Below are 18,513 nucleotides of genomic sequence, written 5' to 3' on the forward strand. Positions count from 1 at the left end.
CTGCATTACTCCCCGTTCATATAAAAAAATAATAGCCGATCATACCAATGGCTTTCTTCATCCGTCACAGAAGAATACACCTTGACTGCTGCTCCCTCGGGTTCATCATATCTGTGATACCCTTCGTATTCTTCACTGATCCACATAATACCATAGTAAAACAAAATCGTTGATCCAGTAAACAAAATAAAAACCTTAATGGTTTGCCATACCATTTGAATTCCTTTTATCATCCTGTCGTCCTCCATATTCATCGGTACTAACGTCTATTAATACAAGCTATGACGTTTTTAATCTGTTTTATACCTTATGGAGTTAAAACGGTGAAAATTTCTGTCCGTGTATATAAAAAAGCCTTAAAGAGTATGTATGGGATGTTTCAAATGAGAAACAACGACAGGAATCTTTAAGGCTTTTCGGCATCATATTATTCTTCTGGGTCCTCTTCTTTATCCTGGCATCTGGAACAAATACCATGAAAGGTAAGGCGGTGATCTTTTATTTTAAATTTCCAATCTCGTTCAACAATCGCTTCCACGTCTTCTAAGAGATCTTCTTGTATTTCATCAACCGCTCCACATTCAATACATACTAAATGATGATGAAAGTGGGCTGCCCCTTCTTGTCTGAGATCATAACGCGATACACCATCGCCAAAATTGATTTTATCCACAATTTTCAGTTCAGATAGCAATTCCAACGTACGATATACGGTTGCCAGTCCAATTTCCGGAGATTTTTCCTTAACGAGGAGGTATACATCTTCGGCGCTGAGGTGATCTTCTTCATGTTCCAATAAAACGCGTACCGTTGCTTCGCGCTGGGGCGTAAGCTTGTAGCTGGCAGAATGAAGTTGCTTTTTGATTCTTTCAATACGGCTTTCCATAGTCCTCTCCTCCCTCGTCAATGTCCTTACTATTATATCAAAAAGGGAGGAATAAGCAAAATAAAATTATTATAATTAAACAAATAAAACGATTCTTATATAAGAATCGTTTTATTTTATTTTTGAAATAACCGCTTCCATTAAGTTAGGAGAAAGATACGCTTCTATACTGGCTGCAATCGTGACGATCCCTATAGCCACCACCAAGAAAATCACGTATCTGGATAAGAACGGAATCATTTGAAACTGCATGGATGAAGTCTGCCTCATGAATATCTTCCGAATAAGTGTAAGGGAGAAACTGGCGCTGATCGCTCCGATGAAAATAAACGCCGGAATAATGATGATATTTTGCGGTAAGACGCTGACAAAGGATAATAAAAACCCGCTCCATCCCATTTGATTCACAAGGAAACCTACTGAAAACCCAACCACTACACCCTTCATAAATAATAGAACGAAGATGAGGGGGAGTCCAATAATCGAGATTCCCAGTAACCACATCAATCCTAGATACTTTACGTTATGAAGGAAGCTCTGACGGAACAGCTCTTCTGCTGACGTCATACTGCCATCTTCCATTTCGCTGAAGAATTTACTTAAATAGAAATACAGGTCTTCCTTTTGGGCAAAAGACAATGAATTGACCACGATGGCCCCAAAAATGATCCCCATTAAAAATAGCGTAATGATAAATAAATAGATCGAGGAATGTGCTTGTACATGTTGAACGAGTGGATTTGAATTTGATATTTTTTTGCGCATCACAGTGCTCCTCCTAGATATACGATTACTAATCTATATGTAGGCAGGGACAGGTTTATTCTTGTCTCTTCTATTCTATTGAACTTCCGTGGGGATAACCGTATAATCATAGAAACCTTATGGTGGAAGTGGAGGAAAATAATATGAACAATCCAAGTTTAATCGAGTTTCCCGATAAGATTGAAACTCCCCGCCTTTATATTAGACCTTGCCTGCCCGGTGACGGATCTGAAGTCTTTATTGCCATCTCTGAATCAAGAAATGAATTAATACCCTGGCTTCCCTTCGCCCGTAAAGAACAATCCCTGGATGAAGTGGAGGCGGGAGTCCGGGAGTCCTATGCAGCGTTTATTAAAAAGACCGACATTCGACTACATATTTACCTGAAAGGAACAGATGAATTTATTGGATCTACAGGGCTGCACCGCATCGATTGGAATGTGCCAAAAGTGGAGATCGGATATTGGCTTCATACGAAGCACACGAAAAAAGGGTATATCGTTGAAGCGGTAAACGCGTTGACACATTTCGCCTTAAATGACCTCTCCTGCCAGCGGGTGGAAATTCGCTGTGATGAGAGAAATGCAGGTTCCAAAAGAGTACCTGAAAAACTGGGATTTAAGCTTGAAGGCATCCTTCGTCATGATCATCTTGATGAAAACGGGAAAGATGCACGTAATACGTGTGTTTATTCTCTGATTCCAGGGGACTCAGTCATTTGATATTCGTGGGAAATGATTGGGTTACAAAGATTGTGAATTCATAAACATTAATCTACTGGATATTTAATCTTTCATTTTCAGTCCATTTAGAGTTAAAAGCCATTTACCTTTTGAGTTTTTCAGCTAAAAAATGACTTCATTGAGGGAGACAGGGGATGGGCGCTTCGAATACAGGAAAGTGAAGCCCCGATTTCGTCATTCTGGCGTTTATTGCGTCAAAAACAGAGGTTATTGCGTCGTTTCATTTATTTATTGCGTCAATTCTTCATTATATGCGTAATTCACCATCATTTATCAAGAACAAGAAAGCTGGACTCCTTTTCCTAAGGAGTCCAGCTTTCTTTCAAATTCTACTCTTATTTTGTAAGCTTCTGCAGTTGCAGATATTGAACGGCATAAGCCGTTTTTGCATCGTAAATCCGCTGTTCCTTTATAAGCTGCTCCGCTTCCTCGACTGTTACTTCAATCAACTCTACAAATTCATCTTCATCCGTTTCTTTCGATTCCTGAATGGGATAAAGGTCGTGAGCGATATACAAGTGAACCAGCTCATCGGCAAATCCGGGAGACGTGTAAAACGAAATCAAATGCTCCAGGTTCCCACATCCGTAGCCCGTTTCTTCTTCCAATTCACGAAGGGCTGTTTTACCGGGTTCTTCCCCGGGCTCTAGCTTCCCTGCAGGAATTTCGATGATGGATTTCTCCAACGCTTTGCGATATTGCTCTACCATGACAAGTTTCCCCTCTGGTGTTAACGCAATAACAGCAACAGCCCCAGGATGCTTAATCAGTTCCCTCTTGGAAGTCTTTCCATTGGGAAGCTCTACTTCATCCACCTGAAGATCAATGATTTTCCCTTGATAGATGGTTTCTGTTTTAATCGTCTTTTCTTCAAATTTTTTCATCCGCTCAACTCTCCTTGTTCTGTCATTGACCTTGTCCTCATACATTTTACCATATCCTATTCGAGGATCGAGGTGAAACCCCTTGAAGGTGATTGCTGAAAAAGACCGGATCATCCTGGTAGGTAAAGCATGGGAAATCAGGGAGAAGCTGAAGCAATATAATCAAACCTATTCCACGGTGAAGGAATGGATCGAAGCCAATCGTTGAAACCAACCGTATCTTTTGTTTAATCGCCCCGACTTTCGTTAATATAATAGAGAGTGCTAATGTCGAAAGGACGGATACAATGGAAAAAAGACCAATAGGAAGTTCCGATTTATTTGTATCAAAGATGGGACTCGGTTGTATGTCGCTTGGAACCGAAGAGAAAGCTGCCAAGGAAATTGTGCAACATGCTTTAGAGAATGGGATCAATTATCTTGATACCGCTGATTTATATGATTTTGGTCAAAATGAAGAAATTGTGGGTAACGCCATCCGTGAGGTCCGAGATGACATCATTCTTGCCACAAAGGTAGGAAATCGCTGGGATGACGTGGAAGATGGCTGGCGCTGGGATCCTTCCAAATCCTATATCAAGTCTGCCGTCAAGGATAGCTTAGCCCGCCTGAAAGTGGACTATATCGATCTTTATCAGCTTCATGGCGGGACGATTGAAGATCATTTTGAAGAAACGATCGAGGCATTTGAAGAATTAAAGAGTGAAGGTTTGATCCGCCATTATGGAATCTCGTCCATCCGCCCGAATGTCATTAAGCGATTCCTGAAGAGTTCTTCCTTAGAGAGCGTGATGATGCAGTACAGCTTACTGGATCGCCGCCCGGAAGAATGGATGGACCTATTGGATGAGAATAAGGTGAGTATCGTGGCCCGAGGGCCATTGGCAAAAGGACTTCTTTCTGAGAAAATGCTCTCCAAAGCTTCTGCGAAAATGAAAGAGAGTGGGTATCTGGACTATTCTTATCAAGAGCTTCAAGAAACAATCGAGTCCATTCATAGTAAAATGGGAGACCAACGCAACATGAATGAGCTTGCCCTCCAATATATTCTTTCCCACCAATCGGTTGCAGCCGTTGTTCCGGGAGCCAGTTCTGTTCAGCAGCTTCAGGAGAATATTGATGCGGTCAATGCGAGCCCTTTATCTACTGAGGCGCTGAATATGCTTAAACACTTAACTAAATTATCACGGTATGAGCAACATAGGGATTGAGTAACAAAAAAATAAGCGGGGCAGGGTTCTTAATTCCCTTCCCGCTTATTTTTTTCATACCAATTTACCGCCTTTTTCTCCAAGACCTTCACAAATTGGTCTTTCCCTTGAATGTAGCCTTCCATATCATGTGGGAATTTCTTTGCAAGTCTTGATTTCAGTTCACCATATCGATTTGCTTCCGCACTGTATTCCTTTAAATAATCACGAAATGCTAAGTGCCTGATCACATGATCGATTCCATAAGGGAAAACGTGAAGATGTACGGCTCTCTCATTTCCTTCTCCCTTATAGAAGTAGCGACGGTTTGGGATACCATTCTCCCCTTTCCCCACAAAATCCAGTTGACTGAATTCTTCTGTCCGGTCATCAACGCCCTCAAGGTCAGGGACTTCTATTAGAATATCGATAATCGGTTTAGCGGCCAACCCAGGCACCGACGTCGAGCCGATATGATGGATGGTTGCATCCGGGAGAATCTTTTCCAGTGATCGCTTTTCTGTTTCGAATTTTTCTTTCCATTCCGATTGATGTGGTACTACTTTCACATCCCTCATCAATCCTTGTAACTCTTCCAATCCATGTTGCTTTCATTCAACAGCTCTTCAAAACTCTTATTCTTTTCCCGCTGCTTTTTCTCTTCTATTTTTTTAAGACGCTCTTCTTCCTTCTTCACAGACTCTACTTTTTCAAGCTCTTTCTTCTTCTGCTTTAATTGTTCGAATAGATCCTGGTTGATCGAATTCTTTAACGTCAGTTCTGCTTCCTGTTTCTTTTTCTTAGACATGTGCTGGTTCCCCCTATCTGTCATAGTTATAAATCTTTTTTTGGTTTTAGTCAAAAGTCAGGCTAAAAAAAAGCCGGTCAAAAGGGGGACATGCCCCTTATAACCGACTCTCTCCATCAATAGGCTTCCAATTTCACATCTTCTCCTACAATCAACGTCGCATCCGTTGATGATTGGATATCCTCCACAGAGAAGCCGTTCGCAACTTCACGAAGAAGCAAGCCTTCTGCAGTTACATCCATCACGGCTCGATCGGTGATGATCCGGTGCACGACACCTTTCCCTGTCAGAGGCAAGGTGCATTCCTTCAGGATTTTGCTCTCACCGGCTTTATTCACGTGCTCCATGATGACGATGATGCGCTGGGCTCCGTGGACGAGATCCATCGCTCCACCCATACCTTTGATCATCTTTCCAGGTATCATCCAGTTGGCAAGATCACCATTTTCGGCTACTTCCATTCCACCGAGGATGGCAATATTGATGTGGCCTCCGCGGATCATCCCGAATGATTCCGAGCTATCAAAGTAAGAGGAGCCTGGAATCGCCGTAACGGTTTCTTTCCCGGCGTTGATGAGGTCTGCATCGACTTCTTCTTCTGCCGGATATGGTCCGATTCCGAGTAATCCATTTTCAGATTGAAGGACAACCTGTTTGTTTTCTGTTATATAGTTGGCTACCAGTGTAGGCATCCCGATTCCTAAGTTGACATAGAAACCATCTTCTATTTCCTTTTCCGCCCTTCTTGCTATTCTTTCACGCATTTTGGCACGATCCATCCCGTTCCACTCTCCCTTCTATGCTTGCTTCACTGTTCTTCTTTCAATGCGTTTTTCCTGATCCGCCTGAATCAGTCGCTGCACGTAGATGCTTGGGGTATGCACTTCATTCGGATTGATTTCCCCGATTTCAACAAGCTCTTCTACTTCGGCAATCGTCACTTTTCCAGCTGCCGCGATCATCGGGTTAAAGTTTTGAGCCGTTTTGTTGTAGATCAGATTCCCCATCTTATCGGCCTTCCACGCCCGTACAAGTGAGAAGTCTGCCGTATAGGCTTCTTCCAGCAAATATTCTTTTCCATTAAATGTGCGGGTTTCTTTTCCTTCGGCTACCGGTGTCCCGACTCCTGCCGGTGTGTAGAATGCAGGAATCCCTGCGCCACCTGCGCGGATTTTCTCTGCAAGCGTACCTTGAGGAACCAATTCCACTTCCAGTTCACCAGATAAGACCTGTCTTTCAAATTCTTTGTTTTCCCCGACATAGGAGCCTATCATTTTATCAATCTGTTTATTTTTCAATAATAAACCTAAGCCCCAGTCGTCTACACCACAATTATTTGAAATGACGGTCAGGTTTTTCACACCTTTTTCTACAAGGGCAAGAATGAGTTTTTCAGGGATACCGCACAGACCGAATCCGCCAACCATTAAAGTGGCTCCATCGTGGATGTCTGCCACCGCTTCGTCATATGAAGTGTATACTTCTTTCATTGTATTCCCTCCTTGAATCTGGATTTTTTCTATTGCTTATTTATGAAGTTCAACGACTGTTGCTACTCCCTGTCCACCACCGATACAAAGGGTAGCCAGTCCGTTTTGTACGCCTCTTTTCTTCATCTCATGAATCAGCGTCACCAGAATCCGCGTTCCACTGGCTCCGATCGGGTGACCTAATGCAATGGCTCCTCCGTTTACGTTTAAGGCATCCTTTTTGAATTGAAGTTCTTTATCCACCGCTAATGATTGAGCGGCAAACGCTTCATTTGCTTCAATTAATTCCATATCTTCAATCGTCAGCTTTGTTTTTTCCAATACTTTTTTAACGGCAGCAACAGGGCCGATCCCCATAACGCTTGGATCAACACCGGCATTGGCGTTACCTTTAATCGTCACTAGAGGGGTGATGCCCAGTTCGTCTGCTTTCTTCTTCGACATGACGACAACCGCAGCGGCTCCATCATTGATACCGGATGCGTTTCCTGCTGTTACACTGCCATCTTTTTTGAATGCAGCCCGAAGACCTGATAACTTCTCGGCAGTCGACCCTTTACGAGGGAATTCATCCTGCTTGAATACAACTGGGTCTCCTTTTCGCTGAGGAATATGTACCGGAACGATTTCATCTTCAAATCGGCCTGATTCAATCGCAGCAGCTGCCTTTTGCTGGCTCCAGGCCGCAAATTCGTCCTGCTCTTCACGTGTAAGGGAATAGCGGTCGCAAAGGTTCTCTGCCGTTACTCCCATATGATAATCATTAAAGGCACACCATAAGCCGTCGGAAATCATGCTGTCGACTACTTTCTGGTCTCCCATTTTGTATCCTTCTCTTGCTCCTTTTAGTAAATATGGAGCCTGACTCATATTTTCCATTCCACCTGCAACGATGATATCCGCATCTCCGGCAAGGATGGCCTGCGTTGCGAGATGAACCGTTTTTAATCCTGATCCACACACTTTATTTATCGTCATGGCAGGTACATGCTCAGGCAGTCCCGCTTTGATGGATGCTTGGCGGGCCGGATTTTGACCTAATCCTGCCTGCAATACATTCCCCATGATCACTTCATCTACATCACTTGCATTTAAACCAGCCTTTTCTAGGGCATCTTTAATGACAATCGCTCCAAGTTCCGGAGCTGAAATGCCTTTTAAAGATCCGTTAAAGCTTCCGATGGCTGTGCGCACTGCGCTCACAATGACGACTTCATTCGACATCTTTCTTCATCCCTTTCTCTTCTGACTGATTGGTTTGCCTATGACTAACCTTTAAAAACAGTTCCACTTTAACTCATTCTATGTAAGCGGTTAAATTCCTCTAAATTTGTCAAAAAATTTTTATATTGATTTATATGTCGAAATTTTCTTAAAATGAAAGAGGGAGGGAAATTATGAATTTACCTAAAAAAGCAACGATTATTGAAGTAGGTCCGAGAGACGGATTACAAAACGAGAAGAACTTTGTTCCGACTGATGTAAAGAAAGAGTTTATCCTTCGGCTGAAACAATCAGGAATCAGGGAAATGGAGCTGACTTCGTTTGTATCTCCCAAATGGGTTCCCCAGATGAAGGATGCGAGTGATATTGTCGACTCCTGCATGACGATTGATTCAAGAGATATCGTTCTCGCTCCCAATAAACGGGGAATCGAGCGGGTATATGAAACGGGCTGTCGATCAGTGGCCGTATTTGTAGGGGTAAGCAATACGTTTAATCAGAAAAACATTAATAAAACGACAGATGAAGCTCTTGAAGGCTTATCCCCTCTAATTTCAGAATTAAAAGAGCGGGGTTACTTCGTGAGAGCCTGTATCTCCACCGCTTTCTACTGTCCATATGAAGGGAAGGTCTTACCAGAGGATACTCTTTCTCTTTGTCAGGAATTTGTTTCATTGGGCGTGGATGAATTGAGCGTCGCCGATACGATAGGAAGGGCTAATCCATCTGAAGCATATCATCTCTTTGCGTTACTGAAACAGGAATTGCCCGATACATTACTGACAGCGCATTTCCATGACACCCGTAAGATGGCACTTGCTAATATCCTTGCTTCGCTTCAAGCGGGAGTTGACCGCTTTGACACCTCTGCAGGCGGACTTGGAGGCTGTCCTTTCGCCCCTGGTTCAACAGGGAATGTAGCAACTGAGGATGTTGTATATATGTTAGAAGAAATGGGAGTCTCCACAGGAATAGATTTAGGGAAACTGGCTCATGCCATCGAGCTGGTGAAGCCCCATGTCAGCCGCCCCATTGAAAGTGGTTACTACCGCCTGTATGAATTGAATCAATCATGAATACCTTCCTTCTCCTTCGAGCATTCTAAACTAGATAAAACTTGAAGGAGATGAGTTCAATGAGTCAAAAACGTGATAAAGGCTTCAGCCAAAAGGGCAAACCTAACTCAGATACGGTTTCTAATCCAATGGCTAAGGAAGAACTTGAAAAAGCCATTCATCCTACTAAAGGGCAAAATGCTAAATCTTAAATACCCATTCAGGAAAGTGTCTCTTCTCTAGGGACACTTTTTCTTTGTATTTCCTTGTTCGAAATTCCTCTTTTTTCCTCCTTTTGCTACAATATGAGTAAGAATGATATTGCTTTGAGGTGATGAAGATGAGAAAAAAACTTGCCATCCTTGGCGGTACCCTTTCGTCCATAGGTCTGCTTGGGATTTATATTACGAATCGTTTTATGTACTTACCGAAAAAGGGAGATGACTTTATCCGGTCTCGTGAAACAGGATCGACCAGGCTGATAGAAGAGGATTATGACTCACTTCCTAAAGAAGAGGTGCTGATCCGTTCCCAATACGGATATGACATTAAAGCGATATTCGTGAAGCCTCACCCCCATAAAAAATTCATGATCTTTTCCCACGGGGTTACAGAAAACAAATGGAACTCGATCAAGTATATGAATCTTTTCATCAAACAGGGATTCAATGCCGTGATTTATGATCATCGCCGGCACGGAGAGTCCGGAGGGAAGACGACAAGTTACGGATACTTTGAAAAATATGATTTAAAGGCTGTTGTGGATGAGTTGATCCGTCGTGAAGGGGACGACGTGTTCTTTGGAATCCATGGTGAATCCATGGGGGCTGCGACCCTGCTTCTATACGCCGGCAGCGTGGAAGACCGGGCCGATTTTTATATTGCCGATTGCCCTTTTTCCGATTTTGGCGAACAGCTCGCCTATCGTATGAGCGTAGAAGTGAAAATGCCGGCAAAATTTCTCCTTCCCCTCGTCGGCGGCACACTAAAGCTGCGACAAGGGTACACATTAAAGGATTTATCACCTATATCGGTTGTTCAAAACATCAGGAAACCCGTGTTATTTATCCACAGCACAAATGATGACTTTATCCTGCCCCAAATGACGAAGGATTTATTTGAAAAAAAACAGGGACCAAAAGAGCTGTTTCTCGATTTCCGTGGCACTCATGCTCAATCGTATAATGACAACCCTGAGGAATATGAACAATTGATTCAACGGTTTCTTCATCAATTTGTATTAAATGAAAGGGATGATGTTTCTTGATTCCAACTGATTTCAGGTCAAAAATGCAAACCATGTACGGCGAATCGGGTGAAGGATGGATTTCAAACGTGGAAGAACTTATGGTGACTTTGCAAGATAGGCTGTGCTTAACCTATGGCGAGCCCTTTTCATTAAGCTACAATTTTGTGGTTCCTGTCCGAATTGATCATGAACGGGATGCAGTTCTAAAGATCGGATACCCTAACAACGACTTCTCAAATGAGTTTCATGCTCTTCAAGATTTTCAAGGAAGGGGCATGGTGGAAGTTCTTGATATCAATAAGGATGAGGGATGGATTCTTTTAGATCGTCTGTCACCTGGTTCATCCCTTCATTCCATTGAGGATGAAGAAGAGGTCCTGCATGTGTTTGCCCACGTTGCTCACCGTTTATGGCATAAACCTGTCAGCCATCATTCCTACCCTGCCGTTCAATCCTGGTCAAAAGGGGTCGGTCGCTTGCGTGAACAGTTCAACGGAGGCACTGGTCCCCTGCCTGAAGAAATCGTCTCAAAAGCTGAGATGCTCTATCCCGAGTTACTTAGTTCTGCTCACAATCTTTTTCTTCTACACGGTGATTTGCACCACGGCAATATTCTATTCTCTAAATCCTCCGGCTGGACGGCCATTGATCCCAAGGGGCTTATCGGTGAGAGAGAATATGACTGCATCCAATTTACATTAAATGAATGGAGTAAATGGGATGTTCCAATAGAGCTGCTTCGATACAGAATCAAAACAATGGCCTCTCTTCTCTCCCTCTCTTATGAACGGTTGATTCGTTACGGGTTCTGTCATTCGGTTTTATCTGCGTGCTGGTCTGTAGAGGACGGGATGGACGAATGGAAGACAGGGGTTTCAGTGGCCCGCCTGTTTGAGGAATTGATGAATGAACTAGATTAGTATCTAAAGAATGATTTACCCCTGCAATATCATAAATTATTTAATATTATAAAAAGCCTCGGATCTTCGATGTTCTCTCTCAGATCTGAGGCTTTTATTTTCATTCTCCCGGAAACATCAAAAAGTTCATTCTCCCATTTATGATCTGGCCGGGACTCTTTAACTGAAACGTGTTGCTTTGTGAAGAAAAATCAATTTTTAACTCTTCGTCTAGGAATACCCTCTTTGATTTTTCCACTAGAATCGGATAGCTGTTCGTTTCTATCTTTATATCTTCACCTTCAACGGGATGATGGACAAACCATAAAGTAGGAATACCGCTGACAACACAGCCGCAGCCTTCTGTATCATATTTCAATTTCAGGTGACCATTTTGGGCCCCGACTTTATCTTGAATCTTTTTGGTTGCTTCGTTCGTTAGTTCAATTTTCATCCGACGACGACCTCCTCTATCCCTTATCCTATCACATTTTATTTGTTTCCTTTAGAATATTGCTTTTTTACTGTTTTCACTTTACTATCGATAGTGGGGATTCTTTTGTATTTTCTAGAAAGGGTGGTTTTTCATGGCAAAAGCTCAAATTAAAGTGAACGATAATGGTTCTTTTCGTGTAAGCGGGGACGTGGAACTTATTGATGCTGACGGAAATGTATTTCCAACGAAACAAGTGTTTACTCTTTGCCGTTGTGGTTTGTCTACAAACATGCCGTTTTGTGACGCGTCTCATAAAGGAAAATTCGAATCATGTGTGCGCGCAGAAAAAGTATTGGACGAAGAGTAAATGGAATGAAAAGAGAGACTTCACCAGGGTGAAGTCTCTCTTTTCATTGGGCTGTCAATCGAAAAAACGAATGTCCACAATGCTTGCAAGTGGAATATAGTGTACGTCTTCAAACCTGTCTACGACGTGCAGCTTCCCTTCCAGTGAGTCGACATGGTGAACGGTTCCAATCGATAATTGATGACGGTGCTTTACATAGTGAGTAATCGACACCGATTTACCAAACTCCATCGCCTCTGCGACGACTTCATTCATCCTGTCCAGTTCCTGCTCGTCAAGTTCGATCCTCTTCTCGTGCGTATCTTCCTTTGCCCAATCCCTGAGTAATTTCACGTGCTCCGGCAGCATCATAGATGTCCACTTGATTCTTCCTCGATCGCGGATCAATCCTCTCACCTCCTATATTTACGATTTATGTCCACCCACCAGGCGGGCACGATGCCTTGCTGTTCCTGCTTCTGTATAGGATACGGCCCGGAGAAGGGCTGCTGATCCATATTTATTTCGGATTCGGTCCACTACATACCCCAGCTCCCGCTTCTCCCACCGATTCGGCTCGAACAAAGAAATCTGCAAGGCCCCATCATCTACAATATTTGAAAGAGCGATGTTGATTTTCCGTACAGTTTTCCCGTTGTAATTCTCTTCAAATAACTCCAGACATACACGATATAAATCCATGGTGATATTGGTCGGCTCCTCGATGGTCCGCGACCGGTGAAACCCTCCACCAAATTCTTCGTGACTGTAACCGACGCCAAAGCTTATTGTTCTCCCCGCCTTGCGATGGGTGCGGGCGCGCCTGGCGACTTCTTCACACATTTCTAAAATGACACGTTTGATTTCCTCTTTCTCCTTATAATCGCGCAACAGGATCTGCCCCTTGCCAAAGCTGATTTGACCATCCATGATCGGTGCTCCTATTTCAGATAAATCAACTCCCCATGCGTGGTAATAAAGTTGATTTCCCATAACGCCGAACTTGGCCTCCAGCTTCTCAAGGTCATACTGCGCCAATTGCCCGACAGAGAAAATGCCCATGCGATTGAGCGTTTTTTCTAAGCGTCCGCCAATCCCCCACATTTCTCGTAAAGGCGATAACGGCCACAGCTTTTCCGGAACGTCTTCATAGGTCCATTCGGCGACCCCCTCTTTTTTTGCTTCGAGATCCAGGCAAAGCTTAGATAACAGCATATTGGGACCGATCCCTATGGCGCACGGCAGCTGAAACTCCCTTTCCATATCATCCTTGATTTTGCGGGCAATGGTCGTGGCATCCCCCCAAAGATTCGTCGCTCCATCAATCTTGATAAAACTTTCGTCCACGCTATACGTATGAATGGCATCTTTCGGTACGTAGCGATGGAACAATCGCGTCAATTCAGTCGATATCCTGACATACGTAGCCATTTTTGGCTCTACAAGCCGGATGCGCGGGTCCTTTGGGATTTCAAACATCCGCGAGCCCGTTTTGATCCCAAAGTCCTTCTTCAGCCTGGGTGATGCCGCTAACACAATACTTCCTTGGCGGTCCCTATCCCCTACTACGGCCAAATGGCATTCAAGAGGATCGAGACCCAGCATGACAGCCGAACAGCTAGCATAAAAGCTCTTCATATCGATGCACAGAATCTTATGGTGTGGCAGCACACTGTAATCGACAGTCATATATTCGCCCTCCATTTTACCTAAAATAGAACAAACGTTCTTATATAGTATAATTATGATTCTAACCGAATATACGTTCCCTTTCAACAAAAATTAATGGAAATAGAGAGAATAACAAGAAAAGCGGAGGCGGCTTGATCAGGTCCGACAAGCATAAGACGAATCCTCATAAAAGGCGCTCTTTGCCTTTTTTGTGGATTTGACTTATGACCTCGAGGGCCTAGCCGCCGGAGCTGGACATCAAGAAAAGCGGAGGCGGCTTGATCAGGCCCGACAAGCATAAGATGAATTGACCGGAAAGGCGTTCTTTGCCTTTTTGGTCAATTTAGCTTATGACCTCGAGGGACTAGCCCCTGGAGCTGGACATCAAGAAAAGCGGAGGCGGCTTGGTCAGGCGGATCATCACTATAATGCATTAAGAATACTTCAACTCATAACACAATAAAAAGACCAACATCATATTATGATGTTGGCCTACTCCTATACATACATCAGCCTCTCCCGGCTTGGAATCCTGGATATTTCGTCATGCCCCCATCAGCGATGAGGGTGGTTCCTGTAACATAACTTGCCTGCTCTGAAGCCAAAAAGGCTGCACAGGAAGCAATTTGCTCCGGTTCCCCGATATAGCCCATTTGAATGAGCTTTTCCACACCTTTTTTCTTTTCGGGATCGGAAAATTTCTCGGCATTGATGGGAGTATCAATGGCTCCGGGAGCAATATTGTTTACCCGGATTCCATCGGGTGCGAATTCTAATGCAAGACTCTCCATTAATAATTTCACACCACCCTTACTGGCCGCATAATGAGCAAAGTGAGGCCACGGTATGATTTCATGAACGGAAGAAACGTTGATGATCGACCCTTTGATATTATGATCAAGCATGTATTTCGCTGCTTCGCGGCACCCGAGAAAGGTCCCCGTCAGATTTGTGTTGATGACTCTCTGCCAATCTTCGAGTGAAAGATTCTCAGAGGGTACCTCATTCTCGATTCCTGCGTTGTTCACATAGATATCAAGGCGACCATATGTATCATGGGCCAATTTAACAAAGCCCTGAACATCTGCTTCTTTTGACACATCACCTTGAATGATGGAGGCTGTTCCCCCTGCTTCTTCGATTTCCCTTACTAGTTCTTCAGGATTTTCTTCTTCTTTGAAATAATTAATGACCACTTTACAGCCTTCACTGGCAAATCTTTTGGCAATCGCCTTTCCTATTCCAGTAGCAGCTCCGGTTATAACGACAACCTTCCCTGTTAGATCTGAATACATATCCATTCCTCCTTAATCTTTCGTAAAGCCTAATAGAACACCGCCTATAATGATAAGAACACACCCTGCAATGACGAGAAGGATTTGCTTCCTGGATTTCTTTTCACCTAAGAAAAACAAACCTCCAAGGGTAGAAATGACGATCCCTGTTTGAGATAGGGAGAAGCTCGTTGCCACCCCGATGCGTGGAAGCGCAAGCAGCAAGCCTAGATTCCCCGATGCCCACATCAGACCGGTCAAGATATTTCGTACCGTATATTTTGTAAAGGGCTTATGCCTGAACGTAATGACAACCGCCCCGATAAACATTCCAATCGCCTGGGGCAAAATCGCTTCCCATCCATTAATATCAAACCATCTTAAAATGACGACATAGGCTATGTATCCACAACTGGATAATAATAAAGTGAGTAGACCCTTTTTCAGTTGAGACCCTTCGTCTCCCTCGGATTTTTGTGTGAATGATGTTAATACCACACCAATGATCAGAGCTAAAACGGCACCGCTACCAAGGAGGATCGTTTCTGTCGTTTTCCATTCCTTAAACACTAAAACGCCAAAGAGAGTCGTTCCGATCAGCTGCATTCCCGTTGAAATCGGAACGGTTTTCGCAACTCCGATGAACTTTACACTCGCTAATTGATTGACTTGACCGACTGCCCAGAAGACGCCGGAAATGAAACCGATTCCCCATACAAATAACGTCAATTCCGGGGATTTGATAAAGAATACCCCTACCGCAAACAACAATGACCCAATGGTGATCCCAACCGTTTGACTGTAGGCATTCCCTCCAAGCTTTACACTTACAAACACAAGGCTTCCCCATGCTACTGCGGGGATCAGGGCTAAAAGAATCCCTATCATACATCCACATCCTTTTTCCAACAATAATCATAGTTTTCCTCTGAAACGAACATTCTAGCCATTCATGACAGGAAAACCTACTTTTTCCACTCTCTGATGCATACCCTTATTTTGTCCGGTATAATCTCTGGGGTGAGGTGGAAATATGGATAATCAGCATGCGAGGAGAGAAGCACATGGGCAAATGAATACAATATGGCATTTCGTCCTTAATCAAAAATAGAGAAATTAGAGGTCTTAAAACAAAAATAAGAAAGCGCTGATTTATAATCAACGCTTTCTTATTTCTCATTTTGTAGAGGTATGTATCGGCACAATCACTCTTTCATTCTCGACATTCACAATGACGTGTACATCTCTGTCGATGGAAAGATCCTTGAATCGTAATGAATATAAGCCGGTGGGATTTTTTTCAATGGACTGGATGACGACCTGTGAAAACCGGGGGTCTTTTACGACTAATCTGACGACGCTTCCCTCGGTTTTACTTTGTTGATCCGTCAGAAAAACCAATTGATCAGCGGCAGCTCTGCGGGGGTAGGACTCCTGGAGCTCACCGTCAAACGTCACATTCACTTTCTTACCCATCTCTATATCATCTTTATGCAATTTTTTATCTTTATCTGTCTTCAAGACGGTTTGGTCACTGAATGAAAACCACACATCATTAATAAGCACTTGATTGCCTTCAAGCTGGGTAACAAAGCCTATGAAATTTGCGCTGGCTTTTGATGAATTTACAGAGGTTGAAGGTCCACAACCGGTAAACAGAACACAGAAACAAAGGATCAGAACAGTCAAACACTTCTTCATAGACTCCCCCCTTATTAGATTAGACGAATGAGAGCATGATTTGGTTTCACTATTTTTTGAAAAAAAGGTTATTTCCTACTTTTTCGACAAAAGATGGAAATATTTGATAGATAACGCTCCCCATATTCATCCATCGCGGCAGATTGATTTCCCTCCTATTTGTAAAAAGGGCTTCCACGACTTTTTGAGCGACATATGCCGGATTAAGCATAAACTTTTCTACATTCTTCACATACGTCCCGGATTCATCGGCAATGGAGAAAAAGTCTGTGGCGATCGGCCCGGGATTCACCGCAGTCACCCTCACACCGTACCTTTTCGCTTCCATCCTTAAACTGTTCGTATACCCCAGTACAGCATGCTTAGAGGCAGAGTACGCACTGGACTTTGGTGAAGCGAACTTACCTGCCTGAGAGGCAATGTTGATGATATGACCAGAACCTTGTTGGCGCATATAAGGAAGGACTTCCCCCGTACATGCCATAAGTCCAAGAACATTCACATCCATCATTCCCTTTACATCCTGGAATGACGTTTCGTGTGCTTCCTGGAATATTCCATAGCCTGCATTATTGATCAATGCATGAATCGCTCCGAAGTCCTCAAGGATGGTGTTGAAGGTGCGTGGGATTTCGTCGTAATCCGTTACATTTAACGGATACACTTCCACCTTACAAGTGTATTCGGTCATGAGCTTTTCTTTTAATGCTTCAAGGAGATGTACGCGACGTGCAATCAAGGCAAGATTGCCGCCGTTTTCTGCTACTTTAATGGCCATCTGTTCCCCGATTCCTCCAGAGGCACCGGTAATGACGATGGTTTTTCCTTGTATTCTTCTGTTCATGTCTGGTCCCATCTTTCTAGGCAAAATAATAATAGATTCCTTCATGCATTTCTTTCTTTATGTGATGAAGTGATTCAAGATAATCCAATTGTCCGATTGTTTCAGAGAGTGTCAGGCCAAGTTCCTTTTGATAGACGGAAGGAAATAGTGTCTTACAGATGTCGAATACGGTCAGACGGTTACCTTTGATCATTTCGAGTACACCACGTGCTCTTTCATCCTGTTTCCCTAATCTCCTGGGAATTAATCCATGAACATCCGTAATATTGTCCCCATGACCGGTGTAGGCAAGGGAAATGGGAATATCCAATAACTTTTTCAAAGACGCATTGTATTGCAGCAATGGCTTCGAACGTTCCAGCTCCCCTTCAAAAGGTGGTTCAATGAGAGGATTAGGGGAAATATTCGCAAGTATATGATCTCCCGCTATCAGAACACCATCACTCTCCCTGTAAAAAGACAAGTGACTCTGAGCATGCCCTAACGTTTCAATGATCGTCCAGCCTTCCATCCCGGGAATGAGGCCCCCTTCTTTAATTTGAATATCCAGTTTTCGGTTCCCCATATATTTCAGGGGACTCTTGAACTTATGGATTACTCGAAGATACTCTTGAGGTAAACCAGATTCAATACCCAATTGAAGGAAAAAGCGATCATACACTTCATGAAAATGGTCGTTGCGATCCAACCAAAACTTGTTATAGGGATGCCCATATATTTTGACCGTCGAAGAGAACCGATCAAGTAACCCTGCGTGATCGGGATGATGATGGGTCAGAACGATTTGTTCTATATCTTGAGGTGCATACCCCAAAAGGGATAATTGCTCGGTCAACTGTCCCCAGGCTGTGTCTGTAAGCGGCCCTGCATCCACCAATGTCAAAGCGTCCCCTTTCACCAAATAAATATTCACATCTCCAACGGCAAATGGAGTTGATAAAGTAATTTTTGCAATATCATTCACTAAGGTTGTCATAAATTCACCACATTCTTCATAATAAAAGGGTAGGCAGCCAAAACGACATGCCCTTCCCTTTCAGGCATTCAT

Annotated in this window: 25 protein-coding genes; 8 read left to right on the forward strand and 17 right to left on the reverse strand. The window is 43.4% G+C overall.

What is annotated here, in order from left to right:
* Window positions 1-5: 5 nt before the first annotated feature.
* The 3 genes from RSX31_RS07125 to spoIIM form a co-directional block, all read right to left on the reverse strand.
* On the reverse strand, window positions 6-233 hold the full coding sequence (locus RSX31_RS07125) for a YqzK family protein (RefSeq protein ID WP_113967599.1): 228 nt from the start codon (window positions 231-233) through the stop codon (window positions 6-8).
* A 194-nt stretch (window positions 234-427) separates the two neighbouring features.
* Window positions 428-886, reverse strand: coding sequence for a ferric iron uptake transcriptional regulator (gene fur / locus RSX31_RS07130; RefSeq protein ID WP_113967597.1), 459 nt, complete (start codon window positions 884-886; stop codon window positions 428-430).
* Between the two features lie 111 nt (window positions 887-997).
* A complete protein-coding gene (gene spoIIM, locus RSX31_RS07135) occupies window positions 998-1,651 on the reverse strand; it encodes a stage II sporulation protein M (protein WP_113967595.1) in 654 nt (217 codons plus the stop codon).
* A gap of 143 nt (window positions 1,652-1,794) precedes the next feature.
* On the opposite strand from spoIIM, the gene RSX31_RS07140 reads away from it, so the two are divergent.
* Entirely contained in the window at window positions 1,795-2,373 is a 579-nt protein-coding gene (locus RSX31_RS07140; protein ID WP_148995582.1) for a GNAT family N-acetyltransferase, read from the forward strand.
* A gap of 356 nt (window positions 2,374-2,729) precedes the next feature.
* Here RSX31_RS07140 and RSX31_RS07145 read toward each other — a convergent pair whose 3' ends face one another.
* Window positions 2,730-3,278 (reverse strand): NUDIX hydrolase, encoded by a 549-nt coding sequence (locus tag RSX31_RS07145; protein WP_148995583.1) that lies wholly within the window; start codon window positions 3,276-3,278, stop codon window positions 2,730-2,732.
* Between the two features lie 82 nt (window positions 3,279-3,360).
* Here RSX31_RS07145 and mciZ point away from each other — a divergent pair, with 82 nt between their 5' ends.
* On the forward strand, window positions 3,361-3,486 hold the full coding sequence (mciZ, locus tag RSX31_RS07150) for a Z-ring formation inhibitor MciZ (protein ID WP_113967592.1): 126 nt from the start codon (window positions 3,361-3,363) through the stop codon (window positions 3,484-3,486).
* Window positions 3,487-3,565: 79 nt separating this feature from the next.
* Window positions 3,566-4,489: an aldo/keto reductase gene (locus RSX31_RS07155; RefSeq protein WP_148995584.1), complete on the forward strand. Its 924-nt coding sequence runs from the start codon at window positions 3,566-3,568 to the stop codon at window positions 4,487-4,489.
* Between the two features lie 29 nt (window positions 4,490-4,518).
* Here RSX31_RS07155 and RSX31_RS07160 read toward each other — a convergent pair whose 3' ends face one another.
* The 5 genes from RSX31_RS07160 to RSX31_RS07180 form a co-directional block, all read right to left on the reverse strand.
* Window positions 4,519-5,046 carry a GrpB family protein gene (locus RSX31_RS07160; RefSeq protein ID WP_148995860.1) on the reverse strand — a complete coding sequence of 176 codons (528 nt, stop codon included), beginning with the start codon at window positions 5,044-5,046 and terminating at the stop codon, window positions 4,519-4,521.
* The gene (locus tag RSX31_RS07165) at window positions 5,046-5,276 is read right to left on the reverse strand and encodes a YqkE family protein (protein WP_315634062.1); all 231 of its coding nucleotides are present in this window, start codon (window positions 5,274-5,276) and stop codon (window positions 5,046-5,048) included. The genes RSX31_RS07160 and RSX31_RS07165 overlap by 1 nt, the downstream gene beginning before the upstream one ends.
* A 116-nt stretch (window positions 5,277-5,392) precedes the next feature.
* On the reverse strand, window positions 5,393-6,055 hold the full coding sequence (locus RSX31_RS07170) for a CoA transferase subunit B (RefSeq protein WP_148969525.1): 663 nt from the start codon (window positions 6,053-6,055) through the stop codon (window positions 5,393-5,395).
* Window positions 6,056-6,073: 18 nt separating this feature from the next.
* Window positions 6,074-6,766 (reverse strand): CoA transferase subunit A, encoded by a 693-nt coding sequence (locus tag RSX31_RS07175; protein WP_098353600.1) that lies wholly within the window; start codon window positions 6,764-6,766, stop codon window positions 6,074-6,076.
* 36 nt (window positions 6,767-6,802) lie between these two features.
* The gene (locus tag RSX31_RS07180) at window positions 6,803-7,990 is read right to left on the reverse strand and encodes an acetyl-CoA C-acetyltransferase (RefSeq protein ID WP_148969526.1); all 1,188 of its coding nucleotides are present in this window, start codon (window positions 7,988-7,990) and stop codon (window positions 6,803-6,805) included.
* Between the two features lie 173 nt (window positions 7,991-8,163).
* On the opposite strand from RSX31_RS07180, the gene RSX31_RS07185 reads away from it, so the two are divergent.
* The 4 genes from RSX31_RS07185 (at window position 8,164) to RSX31_RS07200 (ending at window position 11,214) form a co-directional block, all read left to right on the forward strand.
* Window positions 8,164-9,066, forward strand: a complete 903-nt coding sequence (locus RSX31_RS07185; RefSeq protein WP_315634065.1) for a hydroxymethylglutaryl-CoA lyase — start codon at window positions 8,164-8,166, stop codon at window positions 9,064-9,066.
* Window positions 9,067-9,125: 59 nt separating this feature from the next.
* The gene (locus tag RSX31_RS07190) at window positions 9,126-9,257 is read left to right on the forward strand and encodes a hypothetical protein (RefSeq protein ID WP_258549516.1); all 132 of its coding nucleotides are present in this window, start codon (window positions 9,126-9,128) and stop codon (window positions 9,255-9,257) included.
* A gap of 128 nt (window positions 9,258-9,385) precedes the next feature.
* Window positions 9,386-10,312 (forward strand): alpha/beta hydrolase, encoded by a 927-nt coding sequence (locus RSX31_RS07195; RefSeq protein WP_148995586.1) that lies wholly within the window; start codon window positions 9,386-9,388, stop codon window positions 10,310-10,312.
* Window positions 10,309-11,214: an aminoglycoside phosphotransferase family protein gene (locus tag RSX31_RS07200; protein ID WP_148995587.1), complete on the forward strand. Its 906-nt coding sequence runs from the start codon at window positions 10,309-10,311 to the stop codon at window positions 11,212-11,214. The genes RSX31_RS07195 and RSX31_RS07200 overlap by 4 nt, the downstream gene beginning before the upstream one ends.
* A gap of 100 nt (window positions 11,215-11,314) precedes the next feature.
* On the opposite strand, the gene RSX31_RS07205 is transcribed toward RSX31_RS07200, so the two are convergent.
* Complete coding sequence (locus RSX31_RS07205) at window positions 11,315-11,647, reverse strand: iron-sulfur cluster biosynthesis family protein (RefSeq protein ID WP_148995588.1); 333 nt, start codon at window positions 11,645-11,647, stop codon at window positions 11,315-11,317.
* Window positions 11,648-11,780: 133 nt separating this feature from the next.
* Between RSX31_RS07205 and RSX31_RS07210 the strand changes: the two genes are divergently transcribed.
* A complete protein-coding gene (locus RSX31_RS07210; protein ID WP_113967576.1) occupies window positions 11,781-11,996 on the forward strand; it encodes a CDGSH iron-sulfur domain-containing protein in 216 nt (71 codons plus the stop codon).
* Window positions 11,997-12,050: 54 nt separating this feature from the next.
* Here the strand turns inward: RSX31_RS07210 and RSX31_RS07215 are convergent, their stop codons facing one another.
* The 7 genes from RSX31_RS07215 to RSX31_RS07245 all read right to left on the reverse strand — a co-directional run bounded on the left by RSX31_RS07215 (window position 12,051) and on the right by RSX31_RS07245 (window position 18,441).
* Window positions 12,051-12,383 carry a YolD-like family protein gene (locus RSX31_RS07215; RefSeq protein ID WP_148969531.1) on the reverse strand — a complete coding sequence of 111 codons (333 nt, stop codon included), beginning with the start codon at window positions 12,381-12,383 and terminating at the stop codon, window positions 12,051-12,053.
* 18 nt (window positions 12,384-12,401) lie between these two features.
* Window positions 12,402-13,664: a Y-family DNA polymerase gene (locus RSX31_RS07220; RefSeq protein WP_315634067.1), complete on the reverse strand. Its 1,263-nt coding sequence runs from the start codon at window positions 13,662-13,664 to the stop codon at window positions 12,402-12,404.
* A 491-nt stretch (window positions 13,665-14,155) separates the two neighbouring features.
* On the reverse strand, window positions 14,156-14,941 hold the full coding sequence (locus RSX31_RS07225; RefSeq protein ID WP_315634069.1) for a glucose-1-dehydrogenase: 786 nt from the start codon (window positions 14,939-14,941) through the stop codon (window positions 14,156-14,158).
* Window positions 14,942-14,953: 12 nt separating this feature from the next.
* Window positions 14,954-15,805: a GRP family sugar transporter gene (locus tag RSX31_RS07230; protein ID WP_148995861.1), complete on the reverse strand. Its 852-nt coding sequence runs from the start codon at window positions 15,803-15,805 to the stop codon at window positions 14,954-14,956.
* Between the two features lie 291 nt (window positions 15,806-16,096).
* Window positions 16,097-16,621, reverse strand: a complete 525-nt coding sequence (locus RSX31_RS07235; RefSeq protein WP_315634071.1) for a DUF3221 domain-containing protein — start codon at window positions 16,619-16,621, stop codon at window positions 16,097-16,099.
* Window positions 16,622-16,670: 49 nt separating this feature from the next.
* Window positions 16,671-17,465 (reverse strand): SDR family NAD(P)-dependent oxidoreductase, encoded by a 795-nt coding sequence (locus tag RSX31_RS07240; RefSeq protein ID WP_148995591.1) that lies wholly within the window; start codon window positions 17,463-17,465, stop codon window positions 16,671-16,673.
* Window positions 17,466-17,481: 16 nt separating this feature from the next.
* Window positions 17,482-18,441, reverse strand: a complete 960-nt coding sequence (locus tag RSX31_RS07245) for an MBL fold metallo-hydrolase (protein ID WP_315634073.1) — start codon at window positions 18,439-18,441, stop codon at window positions 17,482-17,484.
* Window positions 18,442-18,513 lie beyond the last annotated feature (72 nt).

Origin of the sequence: Rossellomorea yichunensis (genome assembly GCF_032337515.1) — a bacterium.
GTDB lineage: Bacteria > Bacillota > Bacilli > Bacillales > Bacillaceae_B > Rossellomorea > Rossellomorea yichunensis.

What these genes read in the sequence shown, in the direction of transcription:
- RSX31_RS07180 (WP_148969526.1), bottom strand. Translation starts at nt 7,990, where the DNA reads ATGTCGAATGAAGTCGTCATTGTGAGCGCAGTGCGCACAGCCATCGGA.
- RSX31_RS07175 (WP_098353600.1), bottom strand. Translation starts at nt 6,766, where the DNA reads ATGAAAGAAGTATACACTTCATATGACGAAGCGGTGGCAGACATCCAC.
- RSX31_RS07245 (WP_315634073.1), bottom strand. Translation starts at nt 18,441, where the DNA reads ATGACAACCTTAGTGAATGATATTGCAAAAATTACTTTATCAACTCCA.
- RSX31_RS07125 (WP_113967599.1), bottom strand. Translation starts at nt 233, where the DNA reads ATGATAAAAGGAATTCAAATGGTATGGCAAACCATTAAGGTTTTTATT.
- fur (WP_113967597.1), bottom strand. Translation starts at nt 886, where the DNA reads ATGGAAAGCCGTATTGAAAGAATCAAAAAGCAACTTCATTCTGCCAGC.
- RSX31_RS07185 (WP_315634065.1), top strand. Translation starts at nt 8,164, where the DNA reads ATGAATTTACCTAAAAAAGCAACGATTATTGAAGTAGGTCCGAGAGAC.
- RSX31_RS07235 (WP_315634071.1), bottom strand. Translation starts at nt 16,621, where the DNA reads ATGAAGAAGTGTTTGACTGTTCTGATCCTTTGTTTCTGTGTTCTGTTT.
- RSX31_RS07155 (WP_148995584.1), top strand. Translation starts at nt 3,566, where the DNA reads ATGGAAAAAAGACCAATAGGAAGTTCCGATTTATTTGTATCAAAGATG.
- RSX31_RS07145 (WP_148995583.1), bottom strand. Translation starts at nt 3,278, where the DNA reads ATGAAAAAATTTGAAGAAAAGACGATTAAAACAGAAACCATCTATCAA.
- RSX31_RS07195 (WP_148995586.1), top strand. Translation starts at nt 9,386, where the DNA reads ATGAGAAAAAAACTTGCCATCCTTGGCGGTACCCTTTCGTCCATAGGT.
- RSX31_RS07210 (WP_113967576.1), top strand. Translation starts at nt 11,781, where the DNA reads ATGGCAAAAGCTCAAATTAAAGTGAACGATAATGGTTCTTTTCGTGTA.
- RSX31_RS07225 (WP_315634069.1), bottom strand. Translation starts at nt 14,941, where the DNA reads ATGTATTCAGATCTAACAGGGAAGGTTGTCGTTATAACCGGAGCTGCT.
- RSX31_RS07140 (WP_148995582.1), top strand. Translation starts at nt 1,795, where the DNA reads ATGAACAATCCAAGTTTAATCGAGTTTCCCGATAAGATTGAAACTCCC.
- RSX31_RS07165 (WP_315634062.1), bottom strand. Translation starts at nt 5,276, where the DNA reads ATGTCTAAGAAAAAGAAACAGGAAGCAGAACTGACGTTAAAGAATTCG.
- RSX31_RS07240 (WP_148995591.1), bottom strand. Translation starts at nt 17,465, where the DNA reads ATGAACAGAAGAATACAAGGAAAAACCATCGTCATTACCGGTGCCTCT.
- RSX31_RS07190 (WP_258549516.1), top strand. Translation starts at nt 9,126, where the DNA reads ATGAGTCAAAAACGTGATAAAGGCTTCAGCCAAAAGGGCAAACCTAAC.
- RSX31_RS07160 (WP_148995860.1), bottom strand. Translation starts at nt 5,046, where the DNA reads ATGAGGGATGTGAAAGTAGTACCACATCAATCGGAATGGAAAGAAAAA.
- RSX31_RS07205 (WP_148995588.1), bottom strand. Translation starts at nt 11,647, where the DNA reads ATGAAAATTGAACTAACGAACGAAGCAACCAAAAAGATTCAAGATAAA.
- RSX31_RS07220 (WP_315634067.1), bottom strand. Translation starts at nt 13,664, where the DNA reads ATGACTGTCGATTACAGTGTGCTGCCACACCATAAGATTCTGTGCATC.
- RSX31_RS07170 (WP_148969525.1), bottom strand. Translation starts at nt 6,055, where the DNA reads ATGGATCGTGCCAAAATGCGTGAAAGAATAGCAAGAAGGGCGGAAAAG.
- spoIIM (WP_113967595.1), bottom strand. Translation starts at nt 1,651, where the DNA reads ATGCGCAAAAAAATATCAAATTCAAATCCACTCGTTCAACATGTACAA.